A 22,723-nucleotide genomic window follows, 5' to 3' on the forward strand; every position below is an offset into this window, starting at 1 on the left:
TCTTCATTATAATAGGGGGAATAATTAACCGATAATCTCTCCGCTCCCAAAACAAATGCGGGAGTCTTTATCGTAAATCACGCCAAATTGTCCCGGTGCAATGCCTTGCAACTTCTCTGACGAAACCAAATGGTAGGTATCGCCCGTACGGGTTAGCTTGCCGTGAAGGAATTCAGGAGTGTGACGTATCTTGAAGGTTACATCGTACTCGCCTGCTCCTTCCGTCCACGGGTTTTCAGTGATAAAACTAAAATCGTGCATGCCGAACTCATAACCGTATTGTGTATCCACATCGTATCCGTGTGACACGTAAATGATGTTTTCCTGAATATCTTTACGGATCACGAACCACGGACCGCCACTCAATCCCAATCCTTTACGCTGCCCGATGGTGTGGAACCAGTAGCCGCGGTGGGTACCGATCTTCTTTCCGGTTTCCAGTTCGATAATAGGTCCTTCTTTTTCGCCAAGGAAACGACGCACGAAGTCGTTGTAATTGATTTTGCCCAAGAAACAGATGCCCTGACTGTCTTTTCGCTTAGCACTGGGCAGACCGGCTTTAAGTGCCAGGTCGCGCACCTCATTCTTCATCAAGCCACCCAGCGGAAACATCAGTTTGGATACTTGCAGGTAGTTGATTTGTGCCAGGAAGTCGGTCTGATCTTTCACCGGATCTTTGGCAGTGCCCAGCCATATCTTTCCGTCCTGTTCCACAATGTTGGCGTAATGTCCCGTAGCGGTCTTATCAAAGTCCTTTCCCGCCCGTTCTTCAAAACAGCCAAACTTGATGAGTTTGTTGCACATCACATCCGGATTGGGAGTAAGCCCTTTCCGTATTTTGTCGATGGCGTAAGACGCCACTCCGTCCCAGTATTCTTTATGTAAATCTATGATCTCTAACGGCAGGCCGTATTTACGAGCTGTAGCAGTGGCCAGCTCAATATCTTCCTCGGCAGAGCAATCCATGTATTCTGCCCCGTCCATACCTATTTTTATATAAAACAAAGTGGGCTTGTAGCCCTGTTCGCACAAAAGGTGTACGACAACAGAGCTGTCGACACCTCCCGATAATAAAGTTGCTATATTCATATCCTATTAAAAGTTCAACGCCTGCTCTAGGTCATCGATAATGTCATCGATATGTTCCGTACCGATTGACAAGCGTACCGTTCCCGGTTTGATGCCCTGTTCAGCCAATTCTTTCTCGCTCAGCTGCGAATGGGTGGTGCTTGCCGGATGAATGACAAGTGATTTCACATCGGCCACATTGGCCAGCAGCGAGAATATTTGTAAACGATCAATGAACGCTTGTGCCTCAGCAGCACCACCTTTCACCTCGAAAGTAAAAATGGAGCCGGCTCCCTGCGGAAAGTATTGTTTGTACAACCCATGATCCGGATGATCGGGCAACGCAGGATGGTTCACTGCCGCCACTTTGGGATGTTTCTTTAAATACTCAACCACTTTGAGTGCGTTTGACACGTGTCGTTCAACGCGCAAAGATAGTGTTTCTACTCCTTGTAGCAAAATAAAAGCGTTAAACGGACTGATAGCTGCACCGGTATCGCGCAATAAAACGGCTCGTATTCTGATAATGTAGGCAGCCGGACCGGCAGCATCGACAAATCTTACGCCGTGGTAACTGGCTTCGGGTTCGGTGAATTGGGGAAACTTGCCGGAAGCTACCCAGTCGAACTTACCGGAGTCGACAATGATGCCTCCCAGAGATGTTCCGTGACCACCGATAAACTTAGTGGCAGAGTGCACTACTATGTCGGCACCGTATTCAATGGGACGGATCAGGTATGGGGTGCCGAATGTATTGTCAACAATCAACGGAATGCCATGTTTGTGAGCAATATCGGCCACAGCGGCAATGTCGATAATGTTTGAATTGGGGTTACCCAACGATTCAATGAACACAGCTTTGGTGTTGGGTTGAATGGCTTTTTCAAAATTCGACAGGTCCGACGGGTCGACAAATGTAGTGGTTACACCGTACTGAGGCAGCGTGTGAGCCAGCAGGTTATAGGTTCCACCGTAAATGGTATTGGCAGAAACGATGTGATCGCCGGCACGGGCTACGTTCTGCAAAGAATAGGTGATGGCAGCCGCTCCCGATGCCAATGCCAGTCCGGCAATACCGCCTTCGAGTGCAGCGATGCGGGCTTCAAACACTCCTTGTGTGGAGTTAGTTAAACGGCCGTAAATATTACCGGCATCCTGCAAACTGAAGCGTGCGGCAGCGTGCGCCGAATTGCGAAAAACGTACGACGTAGTTTGATAGATGGGTACCGCACGTGCATCAGTTGCCGGATCCGGATTTTCTTGTCCAACATGAAGTTGTAATGTCTCAAAATGTAATTTCTTTGTTCCCATAACCTAATCTGTATTATATTGTTTCTATAAATAAGAATTCAAATCTCATGTCACAAAGATAGGTCGCACGAACACACTACCCAATCACTCATTGAAGGCATTTTCATACCATAAATGTGGTAGTTCGTCTATAAATATTGTATTTATTCAAATTTTATCTTCGGAAAAAGAAAGAATAAAGTATATTTGCACCGTTCAAGAACTATAAAACACCTGTTATGAATTTCCGAAAATTACTATATACATCGGTCATGCTATTCTTATCTGTCGTTTGCCTTTCATCTTGCGGGGAAGACCGCAGCATTGCTTATCGGGAGCAAACAGGGCTAGACAGATGGATAGATAGTCTGATGCGTGTTAACTACTATTGGTACACCGAGATGCCTTCCACCAAAAAGCTCAACTACTTTACAGCACCGGCAGCTTTCCTCAAAACGTTGATATATAATAGTGAAACGGTTTCTTACGTCACGGATTTAACGGCAACCGATTATTCATACGGTTTTAAATACAAGCTATACAGCGTGAGTGACACCACTTATGCAGCTCAAGTACTATATGTTCTGCCTAATTCACCCGCCTCGGAAGCCGGACTGTCACGAGGAAAATGGATAACCACGGTAGAGGGTGACTCCATTACCAGCAAGAATAAAACAATCTTAGATGAAGATGATGCATTGGAAATAGGACTCGCCACATACAGTGACGGCAAACTGGTAGCTGCGGGAAAGTCGAGCTTGCCTGCAACCAGGGTAGTTGCCAACGAACCGGTCTTGTATCACACCACGCTAACGCAGGCGGGAAAGAAAGTGGGGTATCTGGTTTACAACAACTTTGCAAACGGAACCGATGACGCATACAACAAGGAATTGATTGCATTATCGAATGAGTTTTCGGGGGTCAGCGAGTTTATTTTGGATCTTCGCTATGCTCAGGGAGAAGGTGATTTGGAGAACGTGCAGCTATTGGGCAGCATACTGGCACCGTCCACAGTATTGGGTAAAACATGTTGCACGCTGAAATACAACAATAAACAAAATCCACAAACGGTAACGAAAACATTTTTGAGCAGCATATCGGGAGGAACAAACCTGAATCTGGAAAAGCTGTACGTATTGGTAAGCGGAGAGACTTCGGCGGCTGCCGAGTTGCTGATTAACTCACTTAAACCTTATATGACGGTAGTGCTTGTGGGTGCGAAGACTGCCGGAAAGCCTTACGGCACCACCCAATACGTGAACGAGGCATACCAATGGAGTGTTAATCCGGTTACGCACATGTACTACAACGCCAATGATAAGGCGGATTACACAAGTGGTTTCGCTGTTGATTACGCTGCTGCAGAAAGCCTATCGACACTGGCTACTTTTCAAGAATTCGGCAACACCGGCGAGTTACTTCTAAGTACCGCCCTGAAGCTGATTGAATAATAAATAACTCATACTGTAATTTTATGAATATCAAACAGACATTTGCCATCGTATTCTTTGCCGTGGCTTTACCTTTTTTCTTTTATTCGTGCAGCAAAGACGATGATGAGATAGTAACCACACCTACCGAAGAGGAAGAAGAAGAGGATCCTGTAGTTATTACGGAAAGTGTGTATACTTGGATTGAAAGCGAAATGCGGGAAAACTATTACTGGTATTCTGAAATACCCGCAGCTTCTTCGTTAAACTACAAACTGGGAGTATTGGATTTCTTTGATTCGTTGCTTTCCTCTAAAGACGGTAAACACAACGATAGTTCTGATTACTTCTATTCTTATATAGAAAGTACTTCTGACGTATCGGCTTCAACCAAAAGCATCAGTCAGACCGACTACAGTTACGGGTTTGAATTTCAGATCTACAACATGGTTGACCAAAATGATAACCCACTAGGTTATTCATACGCGCACATTTTGTACGTAGTTCCTAATTCACCGGCATCAGAAGCAGGAATTAAACGGGGTATGTGGATTACTAAAATAGACGGAAAGAATATCACAGAAAGTAATTACACGACCTTGCTTGGAAGCACGGCCACTAAATTTACCATGGCTACCTTTGAAACCGATAAACGTTTTGTTGCAGCCGGTGATATCAACATTAGTTCAGCTCGTGCCATTGAAGATGATCCCGTACATTATCATACAATTATAACGGACGAGAAGAGTGGAAAGAAAATAGGTTATCTAGTCTACAATCACTTCACCGATAGTCAAAATGATAAAGATAAGAAGTATAACAAGGAACTCTTGTCACTTTCCAAAGAGTTTGCTGGTGTAGATGAGTTTGTGCTCGACCTACGATACAACGGAGGCGGATTGATAACTTGCGCCCAACTGTTGTCTACCATTTTAGCTCCATCCAGCGCTTTGGGTAATACATTCTGTAATCTGACATTTAACGATAAACAAAGCCCACGTACATACAATTATAGTTATGATAGGAGTATCATTAGCACAGGAGCAAATCTAAATTTAAATAAACTATATGTTTTGGTGTCCAATCGTACAGCCTCAGCATCTGAGCTCGTAATCAATGCACTAAGACCTTATATGAATAAAGGCGCAAACATTATTCTGATTGGTGAACAGACCGAAGGTAAAAACGTTGGTTCGGAAACCTTTGAAAATACTACTTACAAATGGGAGATGCATCCTATTGTATGCCAGATATACAATGCCGAAGGAGAATCTGATTTCTACGTAAACGGATTTACTCCTAAATACCAAGTAGCGGAGATTGATCACTTGGATAAGATATTTGATTTCGGTAACACAGACGAGATTATGCTAAGCACGGCCATTAGCATTATTAATGGAACTTATAGTGCTACAAAAGCCTTAACACGTTCTGCTACAACGCAACTGCGGAAAGGGAAATCATCACTTGAGAGAAAAGCAACAAACGGTGTGGTGGTTGATGGCATTCGTCAAACAGCCAAGCAATAAACAAACGTCGTTCTGAAACGTACTTAGTAAACAAATAACGGGCGCACGGAGATCAAACTTTCCGTACGCCCATTATTTATTTGTTGTGCTTACTTCTTCAAAAAGAATTTCTGAAAGAAAAGAATCTGGTAATCAATAGAGTTATGCCAGTACTGTCCGTTATGAACTCCCGGACGAAGGATGAAATCATGATCAATGCGACGAGCCAACAAGTGTTCGTGCAGGTTTTGATTAACAGTGAGAAAGAAGTCACCTTCTCCGCAATCAATAATCAGCGACAAATCACCGGGTTGTATCTTATCAAGTTGGTTAATCACCGTATGCTGATCCCATAAACCTTTATTGGCAGCAAATTCGCCCAGTTGTTTGTTCATCTCCCAATTCATAGGGAACGGACGGATGTCTACACCCCCACTGGTGCTACCTGCCGCACCAAACACGTCTTTGTGACGAAAAGCAAGCCACAAGGCACCGTGACCGCCCATACTCAGTCCCGTAATGGCTCGTCCCGAACGATTGGCAATTGTTTTATAACTGGCATCGATGTAGCTAACCAGTTCCGTTGAAACAAACGTTTCATAACGATACTCCGGATTCTTGGGACTATCCCAATACCAACTATTCTTGCCATCGGGGCAAACAAAGATAACGCCTTTCTCATCGGCTATCTTAGGTAGTTCGGGCTTCAGATCAATCCACGAACGAGCGTTGCCACTATATCCGTGTAACAAATAAATAACCGGACAGTTTACTGCCTTCTTACCCGACGCGATGTCCGGGGTAACGACAACAGCTTCTACTTCTTTGTTCATCGACTGGCTCTTCACCAGAACTGTATCTACTTTGGCGGCTTGTACATATAGACCTACCAATAGAAGCAATACAGCTAAAAAATGTCTTTTTACAATCATGTTTTTCTTTTTAAATTCAATGAAAACGAATATTGCAATCTGTTAACTGCAATTGTGTGACAAAAATAACGGTTTCATCTGAAAACAAAAACTATTCCTTACATTTGTTTGTTGATTAGTGACATTAAACAAATATAAGAGATGAAACGACTGTTTTTATTAGGTATCCTTCTGATTATTGGCTTTCTGGGTGTAGCCGCTCAGCCCATACATTATATAAAAGGAGTGGTTATTGATAAAATGACACGCAAGCCGTTAGAGTTTATCAACATACTGGTACAAGGCACGGGTAGTGGCAGCGTGACAGATGAAACGGGTAGTTTCACTTCACCGCAGCTCAAACCGGGTATCTACCGTTTACAAGCATCGGCTATAGGTTACCGCACGGTCATTACTCCCGAATATATTCTTTCCACAAAAGACTTACACATCACCATTGAAATGGAGGAAAGCGCCACGGAACTAACCGGTGTTACTGTTACGGCTTCGCCATTCAGAAGGGTAACGGAAACTCCGGTAAGCCTGCGTATTATTGGCTTGCAGGAAATAGAAAAGAGTCCCGGAGCTAACCGTGACATTTCTCGCATCGTACAGTCGTATCCCGGTGTAGCCTTCTCGCCTGCCGGCTACCGAAACGACCTGATTGTACGTGGAGGTGCTCCGTCTGAAAACCGTTTCTACCTCGATGGAGTGGAGATTCCTAATATCAATCATTTCAGCACGCAAGGAGCGTCGGGCGGACCGGTTGGCATCATCAATGCTGACCTGATACGTGAGGTCAATTTCTATACAGGCGCCTTCCCTGCCGAAAGGGGTAATGCCATGAGTTCGGTGCTCGACTTCAAGCTGCGTGACGGTGATTTGGAGAAGAATTCGCTGAAAGCAACACTCGGTGCATCGGAAGCATCGCTCACGTCCAACGGACATTTAAGTGAGAAAACTACTTATCTCGTATCTTTGCGGCAGTCGTATTTGCAGTTTCTGTTCAAAGCGTTAGGATTACCATTTCTACCCACCTATACGGATGCGCAATTCAAGTTGAAAACCCGCTTTAATGAAGCAAACGAGTTAACCTTGTTAGGACTGGCGGGTATTGATAACATGCGACTCAACAAAGATGCTGAAGAGGAAGATGCCGAGTATATTCTGGGTTATCTGCCCAAGATTCAACAAGAAACCTTTACGGTAGGTGGTGTGTATAAACATTATGCCGGACACCATGTACAGAGTTTGGTGTTAAGCCACAGCTACCTCAACAACCGGAATGCCAAATACCTGAATAACGACGAAAGCAATGAAGAGATGCTCTCTCTCAAACTTCGGTCGAAAGAGCAGGAAACGAAATTGAGACTGGAAAACAGTTCGGTTTGGGGAAACACCAAGTTAAGTTACGGTGCGAATATGGAATATGCACAGTATGGTAACCGTACGTATCAAAAGCGTTTCACCGGAAGCGAGCAAGTGGTTAACTACCGCACTTGGATAGATATGATTAAATGGGGAGCTTTTGTAAAAGCTACTTACGAATCGGATGACGATCGATTCAGTGCATCTGTGGGATTAAGAACAGACGCTAACAATTACTCTTCGGAAATGCGTGATCTGAGCGAACAGCTATCACCTCGTCTGTCTGTTTCCTATCAACTCAGCAAAGGACTTTTCCTAAGCGGAAGCATTGGGTTATACTATCAGTTACCCGCCTACACCATGTTAGGATTCAAAGACAACAACGGAGAGTTAGTAAACAAAACCAACCTTCGCTTTATGTCGGTCAGCCAAAAGAACGTAGGTCTTTCCTGGCAAATCAATAACCAAGTAGAACTATCTGCCGAAGGTTTCTACAAAGACTATGATCGTATTCCTTACTCCATTGTTGACAGCATTCCCATGGCGTGCAAAGGCAATGATTACGGTGTAGTAGGTAATGAGGCGGTATCATCAACAGCTCAGGGGCGTTCGTATGGAGTAGAATTCATGTTGAAATGGATCGTTGCCCAAAAACTGAACCTTTCTTCTTCACTCACCCTGTTTAAAAGCGAATACAGAAACACCAAAAACGATCCGTACATCGCTTCGGCATGGGATAACCGATTTATATTGAATATGAGTGGTACTTACAATCTGCCTCGCAACTGGAGCATCGGGGCGAAGATCAGTGCCATAGGAGGTGCTCCTTACACTCCTTATGATGTGCAAAAGTCATCGCTCGTTACTGCTTGGGATGCACAGGCTAAACCGTATTATGATTATTCGAAGTTCAACACGGAACGAGCCGATCATTATGCTGCGCTCGACGTGCGCGTTGATAAAACGTATTACATAGGACGTTACATGCTTGGATTTTATCTGGATGTACAGAACATTACCGGAAGTAAATTTAAGGAACCGGACGCTATTGTGAGCACCGGAGTTGTAGAGAATCCATCGGCACCACGTGCGGAACAACGGTATATTATGAAATACATCAAACAAGAAAGCGGTACTGTTTTGCCAACTATTGGGGTTACATTTGAGTTTTAATAAAAAAAGAAGCCAACTGTTGCACGGCATTACTAAAAGAAGTAACTTTCGCTTCTGAAAATCTTCACAAACATTTATGGAAATTATTATTATCATTCTGTTGCTGGTTATGAACGGCATTTTCGCCATGTATGAAATAGCATTGGTTTCATCCGGCAAAGCTCGCCTCGAAACAATGGCAGGCAGAGGAAACAGAACGGCAAAAAAAGTACTGAAACAGTTGGAAGAACCTGAGAAGTTTCTTTCAGCCATACAAATCGGAATTACACTGATCGGTATCATATCGGGTGCTTTCGGTGGAGTGGCATTGGCCGATGATTTGACTCCTCTTTTTAAAGACATACCCGCTACGGCGCCTTATGCCGAAAATCTGGCTATGATTACCGTTGTAGCTATCATCACGTACCTTTCATTGGTCATTGGCGAACTGGTTCCTAAATCGATTGCACTGACAAACCCTGAAAAATATGCATGTGCCTTGTGCCCTGCCATGAGCTTACTATCGAAGTTAGCCTACCCGTTTGTATACCTGTTAAGTTTGTCAACCCGTGTGGTTAACAGAATGTTAGGCATTGAAGGAGGTCAGGAAAGGCCCATGACTCACGAAGAGCTACGCATGATTTTGCATCAGAGCTCGGAGCAAGGAATTATTGACAGGGAAGAAACTGAAATGTTACGGGATGTTTTCCGCTTCTCAAACAAACGCGCCAACGAATTAATGACGCACAGACGAGATTTAGTGATTCTGCAGCCGGACTATACCTTGGAACAAACATTAGCAGTAATTGATGAACGGCATTTCAGTAATTATCTATTAGTTGACCATGCCAAAGACGAGACCATCGGCGTTGTTTCGGTAAAGGACATTATTCTGAAAACGGGTTCCGATCAGCCTTTCAACCTAGCCGACATAGCCCGGGAACCTCTTTATATTCCCGAAAGTTTGTATGCAAAGAAAATATTGGAACTATTTAAAAAGAATAAAACCAAATTCGGGGTTGTGGTCAATGAATACGGAGGAACCGAAGGGGTGGTTACGTTGCATGACCTGACCGAAAGTATCTTTGGTGATATACTCGAAGAGGGTGAGACTGAAGAGCTCGAGATCATTGAACGGGCCGATGGTTCCTTACTCGTTGAGGGTTCCATGAATATCAGTGATTTTATGGACGAAATGAATATACTTGAATACGATGACCTTGAAGTAGAGGATTTCACAACGTTAGGCGGAATGACTATGTTCTTCATCGGACGCATTCCGAAAGAGGGTGATACATTTACCTATCGTCACTTACAATTCGAGGTGGTTGACATGGATAACGGGCGAGTTGATAAACTACTCGTTACCCCTAATAAATAATCTTTAAAAGAACAAATCATGAGATATAATCCCGCCGATAACAGAGAATTGGCTGAACTGACAAAAGCAGTACGAAGCATCGCCAAAGAAGGAGGTGATTTTTTAAGAACTGAGAGAAAGAACTTCAAAAGAGAAAAGGTAGAAGAAAAAAACAGCCACGACTACGTTTCGTATGTTGATAAGGAATCGGAACGCCGATTGGTTGAGCAATTGTCGGCACTGATTCCCGAAGCAGGCTTCATCGCCGAAGAAGGTTCGGGTGAACTGACTACGCAAGAGTATTGCTGGGTTATTGATCCGCTGGACGGCACCACTAATTTTATTCATGACAATGCTCCGTTTTGCATCAGCATTGCGTTGCGAAACAGGGAGGAAGTGTTACTCGGTGTAGTCTATGAAGTGTGTCGCAATGAATGCTTTTGGTCGCACAAAGGCATTCCCGCCTATCTTGACGAAGAGGAAATTCATGTATCCGCAATTAATAAACTGAATGATGCTTTCATCGAATTGGGGTTACCTTATAACTTCAATGCTTATAAAAAAATGGCAGACTACCTCATTCACACATTATACGGAAATGTGGGTGGACTACGTATTCAAGGATCAGCCGCTGCTGAGATTTGCTATGTTGCTGCCGGACGATTTGAAGCGCGACTTGAGGCTTTTTTAGGTCCGTGGGATGTAGCTGCCGGCTCTATCATTTTAAAAAATGCCGGGGGTATGATTACTGACTTCTCGGGTACAGACAGCTTTTATTCGGGACGTGAAGTGTTAGCCAGTAACGGTGCCTTGCACGAAGAATTATTGCACATTATCCATTCATTCAATCCTTAAAAGATAGTACGTATGATAAACTATTACTTTTATGAAACGATAATTGGTTACTTAACCATTTCGGCCGATGAACAAGGCATTACAGATGTATCATTTGGTAAAAGAAATCCTGTTCATGCTGTTTGCAAAGAGACACCTGTCATTAAACAGGCTGTAAGCGAATTACAAGAATATTTTGAAGGAAGAAGGCAAGAGTTTACCGTTCCGTTGCATCCTCAAGGAACTGATTTTCAATTAAGAGTTTGGCAAGTACTCCGTGCCATTCCTTATGGTAAAACATGGAGTTACAAACAAGTAGCAACGGCTGCCGGCAACCCCAAAGCATCTCGTGCCGTAGGCATGGCCAATAACCGTAATCCCATTGCCATTATCATTCCATGTCATCGCGTAATTGGTGCTAACGGACGTTTAGTAGGTTATGCAGGAGGACTAGACGTTAAGGAAAAATTGCTTGAGATAGAACAATAGATGATTCTATGCGTTAAGATAGAGTATACAGATATGATTATGACCATTACAAAAAAGAAATATATACTGTTTATTCTGTTGCCTTTGATAGTCACATTACTACTTGGTTGTAATGTGAAACAGGAGATAAGGAAGCATCTGGCACTACCTGTTAACAAGGAAATCAAAGTCAAAATTCAAAATCATTCGTGCACTCCTATTCTTAAAGTCGACAAGAAGAGTGAAAAGCAGACCAGAGTAGCCCAGCTACATGGAACGGCTATACACTCATTCTTGAGTTCAATAGCATACTTTAGCAAAAGTCAGCTTTCATTTAGATATGTTTCTAATTATTCAATACCCAGTCCTCCTCTATTCATTTTACTCAGAAAATTGATTATTTAGCATTTGTAGTATTTATGTGTACAGAATAGTAAATAGATTATTCTGCGAGATTTTATGACCGTAAATATCAAACTATAATACAATATAACAATGAACTATAAAAATGTAGAAAAGTCAAATAACATAGCGGGTATGCTAACTCTTTCCATCAGATTAGTTGTAGGTTGGACTTATTTTTCCGCTTTCTGGAGAAGACTTATTTTAGAAAACAAACTCGATCCGGATCAAGCCGGATACATCGGCGAGAAATTCAATCATTTCTTACCCAACGCATTAGGAATTAAGCCTATTATTGAATATCTGGTTTCAAATCCCGAAGCACTTTGGATTTCAATGGCAGTATTTACAGTTGTTGAAGCCATAGTAGGATTATTATTTATGTTAGGTTTCATGACTCGCCTGATGAGTTTAGGTGTTTTAGGACTGGCAACGGGTATCTTGCTCGGATCGGGATGGCTTGGTACAACCTGTTTGGATGAATGGCAAATAGGCGTATTGGGAATGGCAGCAGGATTTACTGTTTTCCTAGCTGGAAGTGACAAATATTCAATTGATAATTACCTGATAAAAAAGGAACTTCCTATCACTCAAAAGAGATGGTTTAACTGGGTTGCATCAGGAAAGTTATTCAATAAAAAATCAATGCTAGACAAAGTAATTCTAATAGGTTCGCTTAGCATATTCGCTATGACACTTTTCACCAATCAATATTTTCACAACGGAGTATGGGGCAAGTTACATAATAAATCAGTGACCCCGAAAATAGAAATCAGCAACGGCAACCTTCATAAAAAACAATTATCATTCACTGTGTTCCGTGTGGAGGGAGCCGATGTATATGGTTCTTTCCTAATTGGCATCACACTCAAAGATAAGAGTGGGAATATAGTATTCAACCTGAAAAACGACGATTTAGCAGAATTCCCTCCTTCTAAAATAGAGAATGAATATGTAGCCAAAGTAAAGCCGGGAAAACACAGCTTGATAATACCATTGGGTAGCAAAGCTAAATTAACGATTGAAAACGGCGCACTTGATTCAATACAATCGGGTGAATATCAGCTAATATTGACAGACATAAGTGGTATAGAATGGCAACAGAGACTTTATTATCCTGACTAATAAAAGTAGTAACCAAAAATCCCTGCAAGAGGTTAAACTTGCAGGGATACTCATAATCACAGTAAAAACATATCTATATATGAAAGACACATTAGTCTAGGTTGTTGCTATTGGAATCCTTCCTCCATCATACCACCATCACCGTTGTTCTGCTGTTCCTGTCGGTCGGGACGTTTGCTGCTACCTTTCATGTTACCGAAATTATAAGTCAGCGTAAATCCGACGGTACGACCGGAACGGGCAAATACAGATTCCTGACTGAATCCGGAACCCGAAGTAATTGTTTCTCTTTTGCGTGAATTCAGTAAATCACGGGTATTGATAGTCAGGCTCAGCTTCCGATCGAGGAATGATTTTCTAAGGCCTAAATCAATTGCATGGTTGGCTTTACGATATCCTTGTGCTACTAACTCACGCGAGTTATAATCGCCGGTAGCTTGCAAAGAGACGCCCCAAGGCAACATGACATTGGCTATAATCCTGGCACTCCACGAGAAATCTTCATCGGCCTCACCAACTACGGGAGTAGTTGCCCCTGCGGGTAAGTAACTAAAGCCATCGAGTTTGTTATAATAAAAGTTCAACGTGCTGGTCAAGTCAATCATACGAAACAAGTTATTCTTTAAAATAAGTTCCGTTCCGGCCGACTGAGTCTTGACTATATTCTCAAACGTACTCTTCATAATATCACCGTCGCGATAACTGATTCGTTGAATTACGTTGTCCGTGTTACGGTAATACAACGATGCCGAAAGCGTATGATTTTCCCAGTTCTTAATGTAATTCAATTCCAATGAATTGGAGTATTGCGGAAGCAACAAAGGATTACCGTAAGAAATGTTCGTTGAGTCAGTGAGGTTTACAAACGGGTTTAACTGTCCACCCCAAGGACGAGATACACGTCGGGTGTAATTCAGTTGCAGTTCGTTATTCGAAGGCAACTGATAAGACAGAAACGCACTTGGATAGAACGAGAAATAATCATCTTTATAAGCCGGATGATCTGTCTCGGACTGATTGTAACCTAATGAATTGGTATTGGTACGCGTGTGTTCTCCACGCAAACCTAACTGAATGCCGAATCGATTAATGCGTTTCGAGTAGGTTGCATACAAAGCATTCACATTCTGATCATAGGTAAAGTTATTATAAAGTCCCTCGTTGAAAGCGGCATTGCCCTCCGATATTCCCGAATAAGTTGACACCTTGCTTTTTGATGTGAGGAAGTCACCCTTATAACCGGCTTCAATCTTGTTCTGCTCACCAAATTCTGTCACATAGTCGGCCTGAAACTCCCATTTTCTGGGTTTCATTACATTCTCCTGAAATTGGTAAGAAGAAGTTGAAGTACCGCCCGCATAGTTTGATACTTGTAAGAACGAACTTTCAGGGGTTATGTTAACTAAGTTGTATGAAGCCGACAAGTCGAGATTACTCTTCTCGCTGAAATCTCTTTTGTACCCAATTTCAAAGTTACCGATATTCATCTTTCTCTTCTCGGCGGAAGTACGCAGACTACTGGTAAAAGAGCCCGGAATGTTGCTGGTGTAATTCAGCCAATCAGTTTCATCTCCCCTACCCAACAAGCCAAATCCACTGAAGCTAAAATGGTCTTTATCAGTGGCATGGTAAGTAGTTCCCATTCTGGCAATGACCGGTTTACGCGTATCCTCATCGTTACGCAACTGGTTCAGATAAGAAACCGGATTCCCATTATCATCCAGATTCTGACGATTGGTATAACCCTCTCCTTCCGACTTACGTACGCGCGTGCCCACGTTAACGAAAGACTCAAACTTTCCACTGCTGAAGTTTACGTTACCCGCAGCATTGTAGCCACCACGAGTATCAACACCCGCCTGCAAACTTCCGTAATAACCGGCTGTGCGGTTTTTCTTCAACACAATGTTAATGATACCGGCTGTGCCTTCGGGATTATATTTGGCCGACGGATTGGTAATTACTTCCACACGTTCAATTGATTCGGCCGGTAGCTGCTCCAATATTTGAGCACGGTTATCGGCAGATAGCCCCGACTCTTTACCGTTAATCCAAACGGTAACACTTGAGTTACCACGAAGAGACACCTCTCCCTCGGGATCAACCTGAACCGAAGGTATGTTACCAAGCACATCACTGGCCGAACCTCCGGCAGTGGCTAAACTTTGATCCACGTTAAACACTTTGCGGTCAATCTCAAATTTCATCTGAGACCGTTGTCCCACCACTTGCACTTCATTCAGAAGCTGCGTATCTTCTTTAAGTAAGATGCTACGCAGATTTATCGTTTTTTGTCCCGTACCAATTGTCAGTTCTTTCTCAAATGTAGCATATCCAACTACGGATACGGCAACCACATAATTGCCATTTGATACACCATCTAGTCTGAAAGTACCCAACTGATCGGATACGGTTCCTTTGATAAACTCTTTACTTCCCGTTTTACGCAAACTAATGTTTGCAAACTCCATTCCTTGTTTCGTGGAGGCGTCAATGACTTTTCCTGTAATTTGCGCCCCCTTTTCTGTCTCAGCATAAACGGTTAAAACTGATAATACCAACAAAAAAAGAACTGTTAATCGTCTCATATTTCACTTATTAGTCTAGGGTTTACGTAGCCTGCATCCACCTATTGAAAACTATACGGTTACATTTCGGCAACATAACCAGCAGGCCCCTTAATTAAATACTTTGAGTGTTTGACAAACAAACAACCCAATGAGTTTAATCACCCATTACTCTTTAACTAAAAGTTAAGATTTCAATAGATATTATAACAGACTAGCGCAGACAGATCATTTATTTATGTCTACCTTTGAATTACTAACTGATGAATTAAATGAATCTGAAAAACTTTCTAATAACAATGTGTATGGCAACAATAATTCCTGTTACGACCGACGCCCAGGCACAAAACACGGTCTTCAAAGAATTGATTTCTTATGCGATAAAAGCTCCCTCAGGCCATAATACGCAACCCTGGTTATTCAGAATACAACCCAACGAGATTGAGATATTGCCCGATTTCGGTCAGTCACTGCCGATTGTTGACCCGATGAACCGGGAATTGTACATCAGCTTGGGATGCGCGGCCGAAAACTTATGCATTGCTGCACAAGAGAAAGGATACCTTCCGCAACTATCTGTGGAAAAGAAAGACGAAAAGACGTATAGCATTCATATTGCCCTGCAAAGTGCATCGCCACAAAGCCACCCGCTGTTCGCATCGATCAGCAAGAGACAAACAAACCGAAGCGTTTACACTTGTCGGAAGATAAGTCGCGATACGGTTTCCATCATCAAAAACATGCCGGTAGAAAGTGGAGTTCGTTTTTACATGTATATAAAAGGAGAAGACGATTACAAGCGGCTAACCAATTACATCTGCTTGGGAAACGATGTTCAGATGAGCGACGGTGCTTTTAAAAAAGAATTATTGGATTGGATCCGGTTTAACAGCAAGCATGCCGAAAAGACAAATAACGGACTGACCAACGCTGCCATGGGTGTTCCCGGTGTTCCGTCGTTAATTGCACGCCCCATAGTAAACAGTTTCCTTAAGCCCAAGACCCAAAACAAATCGGACTTAAAGAAGATTGAGTCATCCTCTCACCTCGTACTTTTCACCGTTAAAGAGAATACGGTTGAAGAGTGGATATCGCTGGGACGGACATTGGAACGCTTTTTACTGGAAACTACCCGATTGGGAATATGCAATGCTTACATGAACCAGCCGTGCGAAGTGCCTGAACTAATGGAAACAATAAGGGAGAAGCTTCTCCAAACCAATGAACATCCTATGTTAATTGTTCGTTTGGGTTACGCCTCTCCCATGCCTTACTCCCCCAGAAAAGAGGTAGAAGATGTACTTATTCCTTAAGAGGAAGCCAACCCGTTCGTGTTAACAAGCTGTTCCACATGGGGGTAGGGATATGTAAACCCGATTGGTTGTGCACATCCAGTGCCGTTTCTATCGAATCAAGTTGACCATTTTTCAACTTCTCCAGCCAATGAGGTTCAATAAGTAATTCGCGACCCAACGCGACTAATTGTACACCGGTGCCGAGAACCGTATTGGCCTGCTGTGGCGTGCTCACTCCTCCAACACCAATCACAGGTAGTTTGTGTCCCACCTTATCATAAATAAGTTGTGCTCTGGGTGTGGCATCTGCGGCATCTCTCAACGAAGCACCAAAGAAGTTCATGGTTGAAACGTGCAGGTAATCCAGCTCTTTCTCAGAGAGAACTTCCGCCAAAGCCAACGTATCATTCATGGTAATTCCCGGGTTTTCAAGCTCTTCGGGAGAGATACGATAACCAATGATGAAGGGTCTGTCGGACGCCTTTTTCACGGCTGCCTTTACGGCATCGACCACTGCCAAGGGGAAAGTCATTCTCTTTTCAAGACTTCCTCCCCATTTGTCGGTCCGTCTGTTTGAATGTGGAGAGAAGAATTGTTGTATTAAATACGTATTGGCACCATGAATTTCAACACCATCGAAACCGGCTTCCACGGCTCTTCGGGCGGCTTCTCCATAAGCGGCTATGGTTTCTTCTATTTCCAATTCGGTCATTTCACGAGGTGTTACGGCTCCTTCACGCACAGGTGCAACAGCGCTGGCACTCAATGGCTCGCCACCGGGAACCAGTTCGGGAGGACACATTCTTCCGCCGTGGTGAATCTGCAACACGGCCTTTCCTCCGTTTTCTTTCAATGCAGCAGCCAATCGCTTCAAGCTAGGCAACATATCGTCTGAATAAGCACTGAATTGTCCGGGAAAAGCTTTTCCCTGCGGAGTTACGTAAGCGCATGCGGAGATAAGTAAACCGGCTCCCCGGTTACGCTCTTTGTAGTAAGACAGTTCATCATCGGATACGGTTCCGTCTTCGTTGCCCGAGAAAGTGGTCATCGGTGCCATCACTATTCTGTTATCGACCTGAATTCCTGATACAGGAAACTGAAAAGGAGATAACAACTTGCTAAAATCTTCATTCATAACTGTGATTCCTTTCTTATACTATACTATTTATAGAATGTGAGAACAGAACGATTGAAGGGTCTTGTTTGTTCGTTAAAAGCCAAACAGGAATACTAAAAGAAGTTATACCTAATTGCATCTTTCCAAATTAATTGTACTTTTGATAAATGACTAAATATACGTAATATGATGAAGAAAGTTTATTTTATTGTTTTAACGGCTTTATTAATGGTGTCTTGCCAAACACCTCCATCGGGAGAAACGAATATGGAAGCAACAAACCAAACGGTAGAAAGTATTATGAGTCGCCGGAGTATACGTTCATACAAAGCTGAACAGATTACGGCCGAACAACTTGACACGTTAACAGAATGTGCCATCAACGCACCAAGTGCTTTAAATAAGCAATCGTGGGAAGTGCGGGTAATACAAAAGCCCGATTTAATAAAAGCAATCAACGATGGTTTTATCAACTTCGCTAAAGGAAAAGAGATGAAGGGTAGTGCCTCGAAGGCTCAGCAAGAAGGATTTAGTGTGTTTCACGGAGCACCTACTATTATTGTAGTGGCCAATGATACAACCAACCATTATAGTGAGGTTGACTGCGGTTTATTGGGACAAAATATTCTGCTCGCTGCCGAATCAATGGGCATAGGCACTTGTGTGGTAGGAAGTGTTATTGCATACATGCGCACACCGGAAGCCAAAGAAGTGATTGCTCAGCTTAATCTGCCCGAGAATTTTGCTCCTCTTTATACTATATCCGTAGGTTATCCTAACGAATGGCCGGACGCCAAGCCACGTGACAAAGCTAAAGTGCAGGTTATTAAATAAAAAATTGCTTGTCTTACCCTAGAAAAAGTTGACTCTGAAATTCCTTAAAAGATGAGTGATATATCTAAGAGTCGTCGTGTTTTTGATACCGCATTTAAAATGTCGGTAGTTGCAGAGTTTCTTCAGGGTACACATAGCAAACGTTCTTTGTGTAATAAATATTCCATTCCCAGTACAAGTACATTACGGAGTTGGATTCGTATCTTTGCTCCGGATAATGAACTACATGATACGCCCATGCCAAAGAAACCTCAGAGTGAGAACGAAGAAATCTTAGCCTTGCGTCGTCTTCTTCAAGAAAAAGAATTGTGCTTGAAGCGTGAAAAGATGCGTGCTGATTTCTTAGATGAAATGATTAATGTAGCCGAAGAAAAGTTTCAGCTTCCTATTCGAAAAAAAGCTGGCACCAAACGGTAAAACAGCTTCACGCAAAGAATCCCTCTTATCATGTGGGAGCTCTTTGCGGACTGTTTGGTGCTTCTAAGCAAGCTTATTACCAACACGTAGATGATAACATCAAATCTCTTGCCCTCTGCCGTTTCATTATTGAGTTCGCTCAAGATATTCGGGGAAAAGCCGCTGCCATAGGTGGTGAGAAACTCTGGGTGATGTACAACCAATACTTCGGTAAAGATTACAGCATCGGCCGTGATGTTTTTTTGAAAGTACTCAAGCAACACAACCTGATGCTCAAAGCGCCCAAGAGAAGTTGCCGTACCACCGATTCGACTCACGGTTTACCGACTTACCCTAACCTAATCAAGGATCTGACTATCAACAGGTCCAATCAAGTCTGGGTGAGCGACATAACCTATATTCGTTTACGGGAAGATGAATTTTGTTTTCTCTCCCTTATAACAGATGCCTACGACCATGAGATTGTAGGTGCTTACGTAGGCCCTACGCTGGCTGCTATTCACACCATAGAGGCTCTTAAGCAATCTTATAAAAACAGAAGTATACAACAGGGAGATTCATTGATTCATCACTCAGATCGAGGGGTGCAGTACGCAAGCTTTGGGTATATAAATGAATTGAGGCAAAAAGGAATAAGGATTAGTATGACCCAGAATGGAGATCCTAAAGAGAATGCCATAGCAGAAAGGGTAAATGGCATTCTCAAAAAGGAATTCCTTAATCAATATTCCTTTCAAACGATAGAGCAAGTCAGGCAAGCGGTACAGGAAGCTGTCACATTCTACAATACTAAACGACCTCATAGAAGTTTGGATATGCTGACTCCTGAACAAGCTTATGGTAAGACGGGGCTCATCAAGAAGCGGTGGAGAAGTTATAAGGATAAATACAGAGATCCTTGCCCGCAATAAGAAGAAAAAACTATCTTTGCTTTCAAAAGAGTGAACCGGGTTCTGTTTAGCACTTGAATGAAACAAACCCGGATGGATGCAAACAGCTCCTCACGTTTAAATATTTTAAGCCTAGAAGAGAGCTGTCAATCCAAGTTAGGGACTAGAAAGAAGCTAGTCAACCTGAGTTAGAGATTTAAATTATAACCTGTCAACTTCAGATAGGGATAAGAGACGTTTAGTCAACCTATATTAGGTTATTACAGCTGGTGAACAAATCTTTTATACACCCGGGTGTACGAGTACTGTACACCCGGGTGTATAAGTGTTCTACATGGGGGTGTACAAGGCCTGTACATCCGGGTGTACAGAAGGTTTTGCAACCAGCAATTTCTTTATTAGAACGTATGGAATAAGGCAAAGTGCCGTATTAGTTTAACTGCGGTAGACTAGCATTTATTTCATCCATCAGTTGGTTCATCGTTACTCGTGTTGTATCAATGCCTTTATTAAGGTTGCCATACGGAGCATATACATCCATCTTCGTAATAGAAAACAAGCCGACAGTAGTTACACCTGCAGCAACTGCCAAATGCATCATGCCACTATCGGCACCAATAAACAGGCGGACGTTAGCAAGTACAGAGGCTATCTCCCGTAAGTCTTTACTATAATACGCAGGAATGGAAAATCCTATTTGTGAAACATTCTCGGCAGGAAGTATTTCGATGATATTATAGTTATCAAAACGTTGCTTTAATTCTTGAAGAAACTGTTGCCACCATTCTTGCTGATAACATTTGGCACCGGTGGCAAAGGTAAAGAGTGCAATGGTTTCTTTCTTATCATCAGCAATATACTTTCTTAAAACTTCTTTTCCGGCTAACAGTTCGGCATCACTTAGCCGTATTTTCAGCAAAGGCAACTCTTTGGTCATTTCATCATAGCCCAGAGCGGAAAAATAGGTGCGTAAATTATAGATGGGTTTAACTGCAATGTGTTTTTTATAAGGAAGGTTGATGAGTACATTAACATCAGCTTCGTCACCAAAGATTTTATAAGTTGAGCGTGCTACTTTAGTCGCTATTCTGCCCGATGAGGAAGTACTTACTACGTTTATGACCAAATCATATTTCTTCGAGCGAACTTTATACCATCCGGCAACATAACAGAAAAAATCATTGAAGTGCTTCCTTGGGAGAGTCATAATATCGTCTACCGCTTCGTCGTTATGAAACAACACCCGGCAAAGAGGCCCTTTTACAAAAAGATCAATTTTACTATCAGGAAACATGCGATGAACTTCTTGTATCAAAGGAGAAATCAGCAACTGATTCCCCAAACGGTGATTGGGCCTGACGATTAACACCTTTTTTATACATTTTCTGTCAACGCTATCCATACAAGAAATACCCGATTTTATACTACCGGTCAATAAACACAGCGTTTTTCTGCGAACACAGTTCACCAATTCAATAGGCCTCATTACTCTTTCATATTATTACAACTACTCTCTCTAATACACTCATTCAAACACTTTTGATCCCTCTAAAGTTTTTCTTAATAAGAAAATAAAAAGATCACGAAACTCCTTTCATAAAGGTCTTATCATACTTATTATACTTTCTGGAAATCGATGCAAAGTTAGTGAAGTTTTCAACCTCAGCTCTTATTTAAACCTGGAAATATATTACAAAGGGATTAATATCTACCAACGGGCGTATTTTATCTATTAGAAAAGAGTGCATATTGATCAGATAAAGAACAGAGACACTCCCAGCACACTGATAATGGCGCCTATTATCTCTCTAAGGGTTATTTGTTGCTTGAAGAAATAATGTGATGGCCAAAGTATGAAGATGGGGGTAAGCGCCATCAAGGTAGATGCTATACCAGCTTCAGTATATTGAACTGCCATCAATGAAAAAGAAACGCCTATGAAAGGGCCGAAAACGGTTGCGCCCAAAGCAGCGCCCATTCCTTTATAATCTCTGCGAGCAGTATTTAAGGTGTGAAATTGTTTTTTATAGCCCATGATCAAGATGAAACCAATTGCTCCTACGGCTGCACGAATAAAAGTAGAGGCAAAGGGAACTAAATCAGAAACAGATTCCATGTGTTCAGGAATAGACGCTTCATAATAATTCATTCCTATTTTGCTGAGTACTAAACCAACTCCTTGGCCTACTCCGGCTCCAATGCCAAAGAGCACGCCTTTCAATGGCAGTTTTAATCCTATTTTATGGGAGCTGCCCCGGCCTAAAACCGAAAGTCCAATTCCAAATAATGTGATCAGCATGCCTGCCAAGGTTTGGAGTGACAAATGTTCTCCCAATATAATCCATCCGAAAAAAGCTGCAGCTATGGGAGCAACAGTCATAAACAACTGTCCGAACCGTGAACCGATTAGCACATACGAGTTGAAGAGGCAATAGTCTCCCAACACATATCCTACAAAACCCGATAAGGCTAACCAGATTAATGTGGCAGAGTCTGTGTAGAGTGGCAAAAAGGAACCGGTAAACCACCACAAAGTTCCTCCAACCATGATGATGGAAAGTGTTAGTCGAATGACGTTAAGTTGTAAGGTGCCCAATCTTTTGCTGGCTGTTTCAGCAAATAAAGCCGTGATTGTCCACGACACAGCCACGCCCAAAGAAAGTATTTCGCCAAAGTATTGCATCTTT

At 42.6% G+C, this 22,723-nt stretch carries 18 protein-coding genes; 11 read left to right on the top strand and 7 right to left on the bottom strand.

Annotated features, from left to right (window positions below):
- Nucleotides 1-24: 24 nt before the first annotated feature.
- Nucleotides 25-1,089 (bottom strand): tRNA 2-thiouridine(34) synthase MnmA, encoded by a 1,065-nt coding sequence (mnmA, locus tag ACKPCE_RS14760; protein ID WP_319505739.1) that lies wholly within the window; start codon nucleotides 1,087-1,089, stop codon nucleotides 25-27.
- Nucleotides 1,090-1,095: 6 nt separating this feature from the next.
- On the bottom strand, nucleotides 1,096-2,379 hold the full coding sequence (locus ACKPCE_RS14765; RefSeq protein WP_276965557.1) for an O-acetylhomoserine aminocarboxypropyltransferase/cysteine synthase family protein: 1,284 nt from the start codon (nucleotides 2,377-2,379) through the stop codon (nucleotides 1,096-1,098).
- Nucleotides 2,380-2,597: 218 nt separating this feature from the next.
- Between ACKPCE_RS14765 and ACKPCE_RS14770 the strand changes: the two genes are divergently transcribed.
- Both ACKPCE_RS14770 and ACKPCE_RS14775 read left to right on the top strand, forming a co-directional pair.
- Complete coding sequence (locus tag ACKPCE_RS14770) at nucleotides 2,598-3,809, top strand: S41 family peptidase (protein WP_319505740.1); 1,212 nt, start codon at nucleotides 2,598-2,600, stop codon at nucleotides 3,807-3,809.
- A 23-nt stretch (nucleotides 3,810-3,832) separates the two neighbouring features.
- A complete protein-coding gene (locus ACKPCE_RS14775) occupies nucleotides 3,833-5,317 on the top strand; it encodes a S41 family peptidase (RefSeq protein WP_319505741.1) in 1,485 nt (494 codons plus the stop codon).
- Nucleotides 5,318-5,406: 89 nt separating this feature from the next.
- Here ACKPCE_RS14775 and ACKPCE_RS14780 read toward each other — a convergent pair whose 3' ends face one another.
- Entirely contained in the window at nucleotides 5,407-6,228 is an 822-nt protein-coding gene (locus ACKPCE_RS14780; RefSeq protein ID WP_319505742.1) for an alpha/beta hydrolase, read from the bottom strand.
- A 141-nt stretch (nucleotides 6,229-6,369) separates the two neighbouring features.
- On the opposite strand from ACKPCE_RS14780, the gene ACKPCE_RS14785 reads away from it, so the two are divergent.
- From ACKPCE_RS14785 to ACKPCE_RS14805, 5 genes are all read left to right on the top strand, one after another.
- Complete coding sequence (locus ACKPCE_RS14785; protein ID WP_319505743.1) at nucleotides 6,370-8,748, top strand: TonB-dependent receptor; 2,379 nt, start codon at nucleotides 6,370-6,372, stop codon at nucleotides 8,746-8,748.
- A 76-nt stretch (nucleotides 8,749-8,824) separates the two neighbouring features.
- Complete coding sequence (locus ACKPCE_RS14790) at nucleotides 8,825-10,108, top strand: hemolysin family protein (RefSeq protein ID WP_319505744.1); 1,284 nt, start codon at nucleotides 8,825-8,827, stop codon at nucleotides 10,106-10,108.
- Between the two features lie 18 nt (nucleotides 10,109-10,126).
- On the top strand, nucleotides 10,127-10,942 hold the full coding sequence (locus ACKPCE_RS14795; protein ID WP_319505745.1) for an inositol monophosphatase family protein: 816 nt from the start codon (nucleotides 10,127-10,129) through the stop codon (nucleotides 10,940-10,942).
- A 12-nt stretch (nucleotides 10,943-10,954) separates the two neighbouring features.
- Complete coding sequence (locus tag ACKPCE_RS14800; RefSeq protein WP_319505746.1) at nucleotides 10,955-11,410, top strand: methylated-DNA--[protein]-cysteine S-methyltransferase; 456 nt, start codon at nucleotides 10,955-10,957, stop codon at nucleotides 11,408-11,410.
- A gap of 474 nt (nucleotides 11,411-11,884) precedes the next feature.
- On the top strand, nucleotides 11,885-12,916 hold the full coding sequence (locus ACKPCE_RS14805) for a TQO small subunit DoxD (protein WP_319505747.1): 1,032 nt from the start codon (nucleotides 11,885-11,887) through the stop codon (nucleotides 12,914-12,916).
- Between the two features lie 107 nt (nucleotides 12,917-13,023).
- On the opposite strand, the gene ACKPCE_RS14810 is transcribed toward ACKPCE_RS14805, so the two are convergent.
- On the bottom strand, nucleotides 13,024-15,504 hold the full coding sequence (locus ACKPCE_RS14810; RefSeq protein ID WP_319505748.1) for a TonB-dependent receptor: 2,481 nt from the start codon (nucleotides 15,502-15,504) through the stop codon (nucleotides 13,024-13,026).
- A gap of 284 nt (nucleotides 15,505-15,788) precedes the next feature.
- Here ACKPCE_RS14810 and ACKPCE_RS14815 point away from each other — a divergent pair, with 284 nt between their 5' ends.
- Nucleotides 15,789-16,796, top strand: a complete 1,008-nt coding sequence (locus ACKPCE_RS14815) for an Acg family FMN-binding oxidoreductase (RefSeq protein WP_319505749.1) — start codon at nucleotides 15,789-15,791, stop codon at nucleotides 16,794-16,796.
- Here the strand turns inward: ACKPCE_RS14815 and ACKPCE_RS14820 are convergent.
- The gene (locus ACKPCE_RS14820) at nucleotides 16,786-17,913 is read right to left on the bottom strand and encodes an NADH-dependent flavin oxidoreductase (protein WP_319505750.1); all 1,128 of its coding nucleotides are present in this window, start codon (nucleotides 17,911-17,913) and stop codon (nucleotides 16,786-16,788) included. The genes ACKPCE_RS14815 and ACKPCE_RS14820 overlap by 11 nt on opposite strands.
- 168 nt (nucleotides 17,914-18,081) lie before the next feature.
- Here ACKPCE_RS14820 and ACKPCE_RS14825 point away from each other — a divergent pair, with 168 nt between their 5' ends.
- Genes ACKPCE_RS14825 through ACKPCE_RS14835 form a run of 3 tightly spaced genes read left to right on the top strand, consistent with a single transcriptional unit; the run spans nucleotide 18,082 to nucleotide 20,057 of the window.
- On the top strand, nucleotides 18,082-18,729 hold the full coding sequence (locus tag ACKPCE_RS14825; protein WP_051260513.1) for a nitroreductase family protein: 648 nt from the start codon (nucleotides 18,082-18,084) through the stop codon (nucleotides 18,727-18,729).
- A gap of 51 nt (nucleotides 18,730-18,780) precedes the next feature.
- Complete coding sequence (locus tag ACKPCE_RS14830; protein WP_319503938.1) at nucleotides 18,781-19,146, top strand: transposase; 366 nt, start codon at nucleotides 18,781-18,783, stop codon at nucleotides 19,144-19,146.
- A 32-nt stretch (nucleotides 19,147-19,178) separates the two neighbouring features.
- Entirely contained in the window at nucleotides 19,179-20,057 is an 879-nt protein-coding gene (locus ACKPCE_RS14835; protein ID WP_319503937.1) for an IS3 family transposase, read from the top strand.
- Between the two features lie 409 nt (nucleotides 20,058-20,466).
- Here the strand turns inward: ACKPCE_RS14835 and ACKPCE_RS14840 are convergent, their stop codons facing one another.
- Nucleotides 20,467-21,522: a glycosyltransferase family 9 protein gene (locus ACKPCE_RS14840; protein ID WP_319505751.1), complete on the bottom strand. Its 1,056-nt coding sequence runs from the start codon at nucleotides 21,520-21,522 to the stop codon at nucleotides 20,467-20,469.
- Between the two features lie 267 nt (nucleotides 21,523-21,789).
- Nucleotides 21,790-22,719, bottom strand: a complete 930-nt coding sequence (locus ACKPCE_RS14845; protein WP_319505752.1) for a DMT family transporter — start codon at nucleotides 22,717-22,719, stop codon at nucleotides 21,790-21,792.
- Nucleotides 22,720-22,723 lie beyond the last annotated feature (4 nt).

Origin of the sequence: Bacteroides graminisolvens (genome assembly GCF_963666085.1) — a bacterium.
Classification (GTDB): domain Bacteria; phylum Bacteroidota; class Bacteroidia; order Bacteroidales; family Bacteroidaceae; genus Bacteroides; species Bacteroides graminisolvens.

What these genes read in the sequence shown, in the direction of transcription:
- mnmA (WP_319505739.1), bottom strand. Translation starts at nt 1,089, where the DNA reads ATGAATATAGCAACTTTATTATCGGGAGGTGTCGACAGCTCTGTTGTC.
- ACKPCE_RS14765 (WP_276965557.1), bottom strand. Translation starts at nt 2,379, where the DNA reads ATGGGAACAAAGAAATTACATTTTGAGACATTACAACTTCATGTTGGA.
- ACKPCE_RS14770 (WP_319505740.1), top strand. Translation starts at nt 2,598, where the DNA reads ATGAATTTCCGAAAATTACTATATACATCGGTCATGCTATTCTTATCT.
- ACKPCE_RS14775 (WP_319505741.1), top strand. Translation starts at nt 3,833, where the DNA reads ATGAATATCAAACAGACATTTGCCATCGTATTCTTTGCCGTGGCTTTA.
- ACKPCE_RS14780 (WP_319505742.1), bottom strand. Translation starts at nt 6,228, where the DNA reads ATGATTGTAAAAAGACATTTTTTAGCTGTATTGCTTCTATTGGTAGGT.
- ACKPCE_RS14785 (WP_319505743.1), top strand. Translation starts at nt 6,370, where the DNA reads ATGAAACGACTGTTTTTATTAGGTATCCTTCTGATTATTGGCTTTCTG.
- ACKPCE_RS14790 (WP_319505744.1), top strand. Translation starts at nt 8,825, where the DNA reads ATGGAAATTATTATTATCATTCTGTTGCTGGTTATGAACGGCATTTTC.
- ACKPCE_RS14795 (WP_319505745.1), top strand. Translation starts at nt 10,127, where the DNA reads ATGAGATATAATCCCGCCGATAACAGAGAATTGGCTGAACTGACAAAA.
- ACKPCE_RS14800 (WP_319505746.1), top strand. Translation starts at nt 10,955, where the DNA reads ATGATAAACTATTACTTTTATGAAACGATAATTGGTTACTTAACCATT.
- ACKPCE_RS14805 (WP_319505747.1), top strand. Translation starts at nt 11,885, where the DNA reads ATGAACTATAAAAATGTAGAAAAGTCAAATAACATAGCGGGTATGCTA.
- ACKPCE_RS14810 (WP_319505748.1), bottom strand. Translation starts at nt 15,504, where the DNA reads ATGAGACGATTAACAGTTCTTTTTTTGTTGGTATTATCAGTTTTAACC.
- ACKPCE_RS14815 (WP_319505749.1), top strand. Translation starts at nt 15,789, where the DNA reads ATGGCAACAATAATTCCTGTTACGACCGACGCCCAGGCACAAAACACG.
- ACKPCE_RS14820 (WP_319505750.1), bottom strand. Translation starts at nt 17,913, where the DNA reads ATGAATGAAGATTTTAGCAAGTTGTTATCTCCTTTTCAGTTTCCTGTA.
- ACKPCE_RS14825 (WP_051260513.1), top strand. Translation starts at nt 18,082, where the DNA reads ATGATGAAGAAAGTTTATTTTATTGTTTTAACGGCTTTATTAATGGTG.
- ACKPCE_RS14830 (WP_319503938.1), top strand. Translation starts at nt 18,781, where the DNA reads ATGAGTGATATATCTAAGAGTCGTCGTGTTTTTGATACCGCATTTAAA.
- ACKPCE_RS14840 (WP_319505751.1), bottom strand. Translation starts at nt 21,522, where the DNA reads ATGAGGCCTATTGAATTGGTGAACTGTGTTCGCAGAAAAACGCTGTGT.
- ACKPCE_RS14845 (WP_319505752.1), bottom strand. Translation starts at nt 22,719, where the DNA reads ATGCAATACTTTGGCGAAATACTTTCTTTGGGCGTGGCTGTGTCGTGG.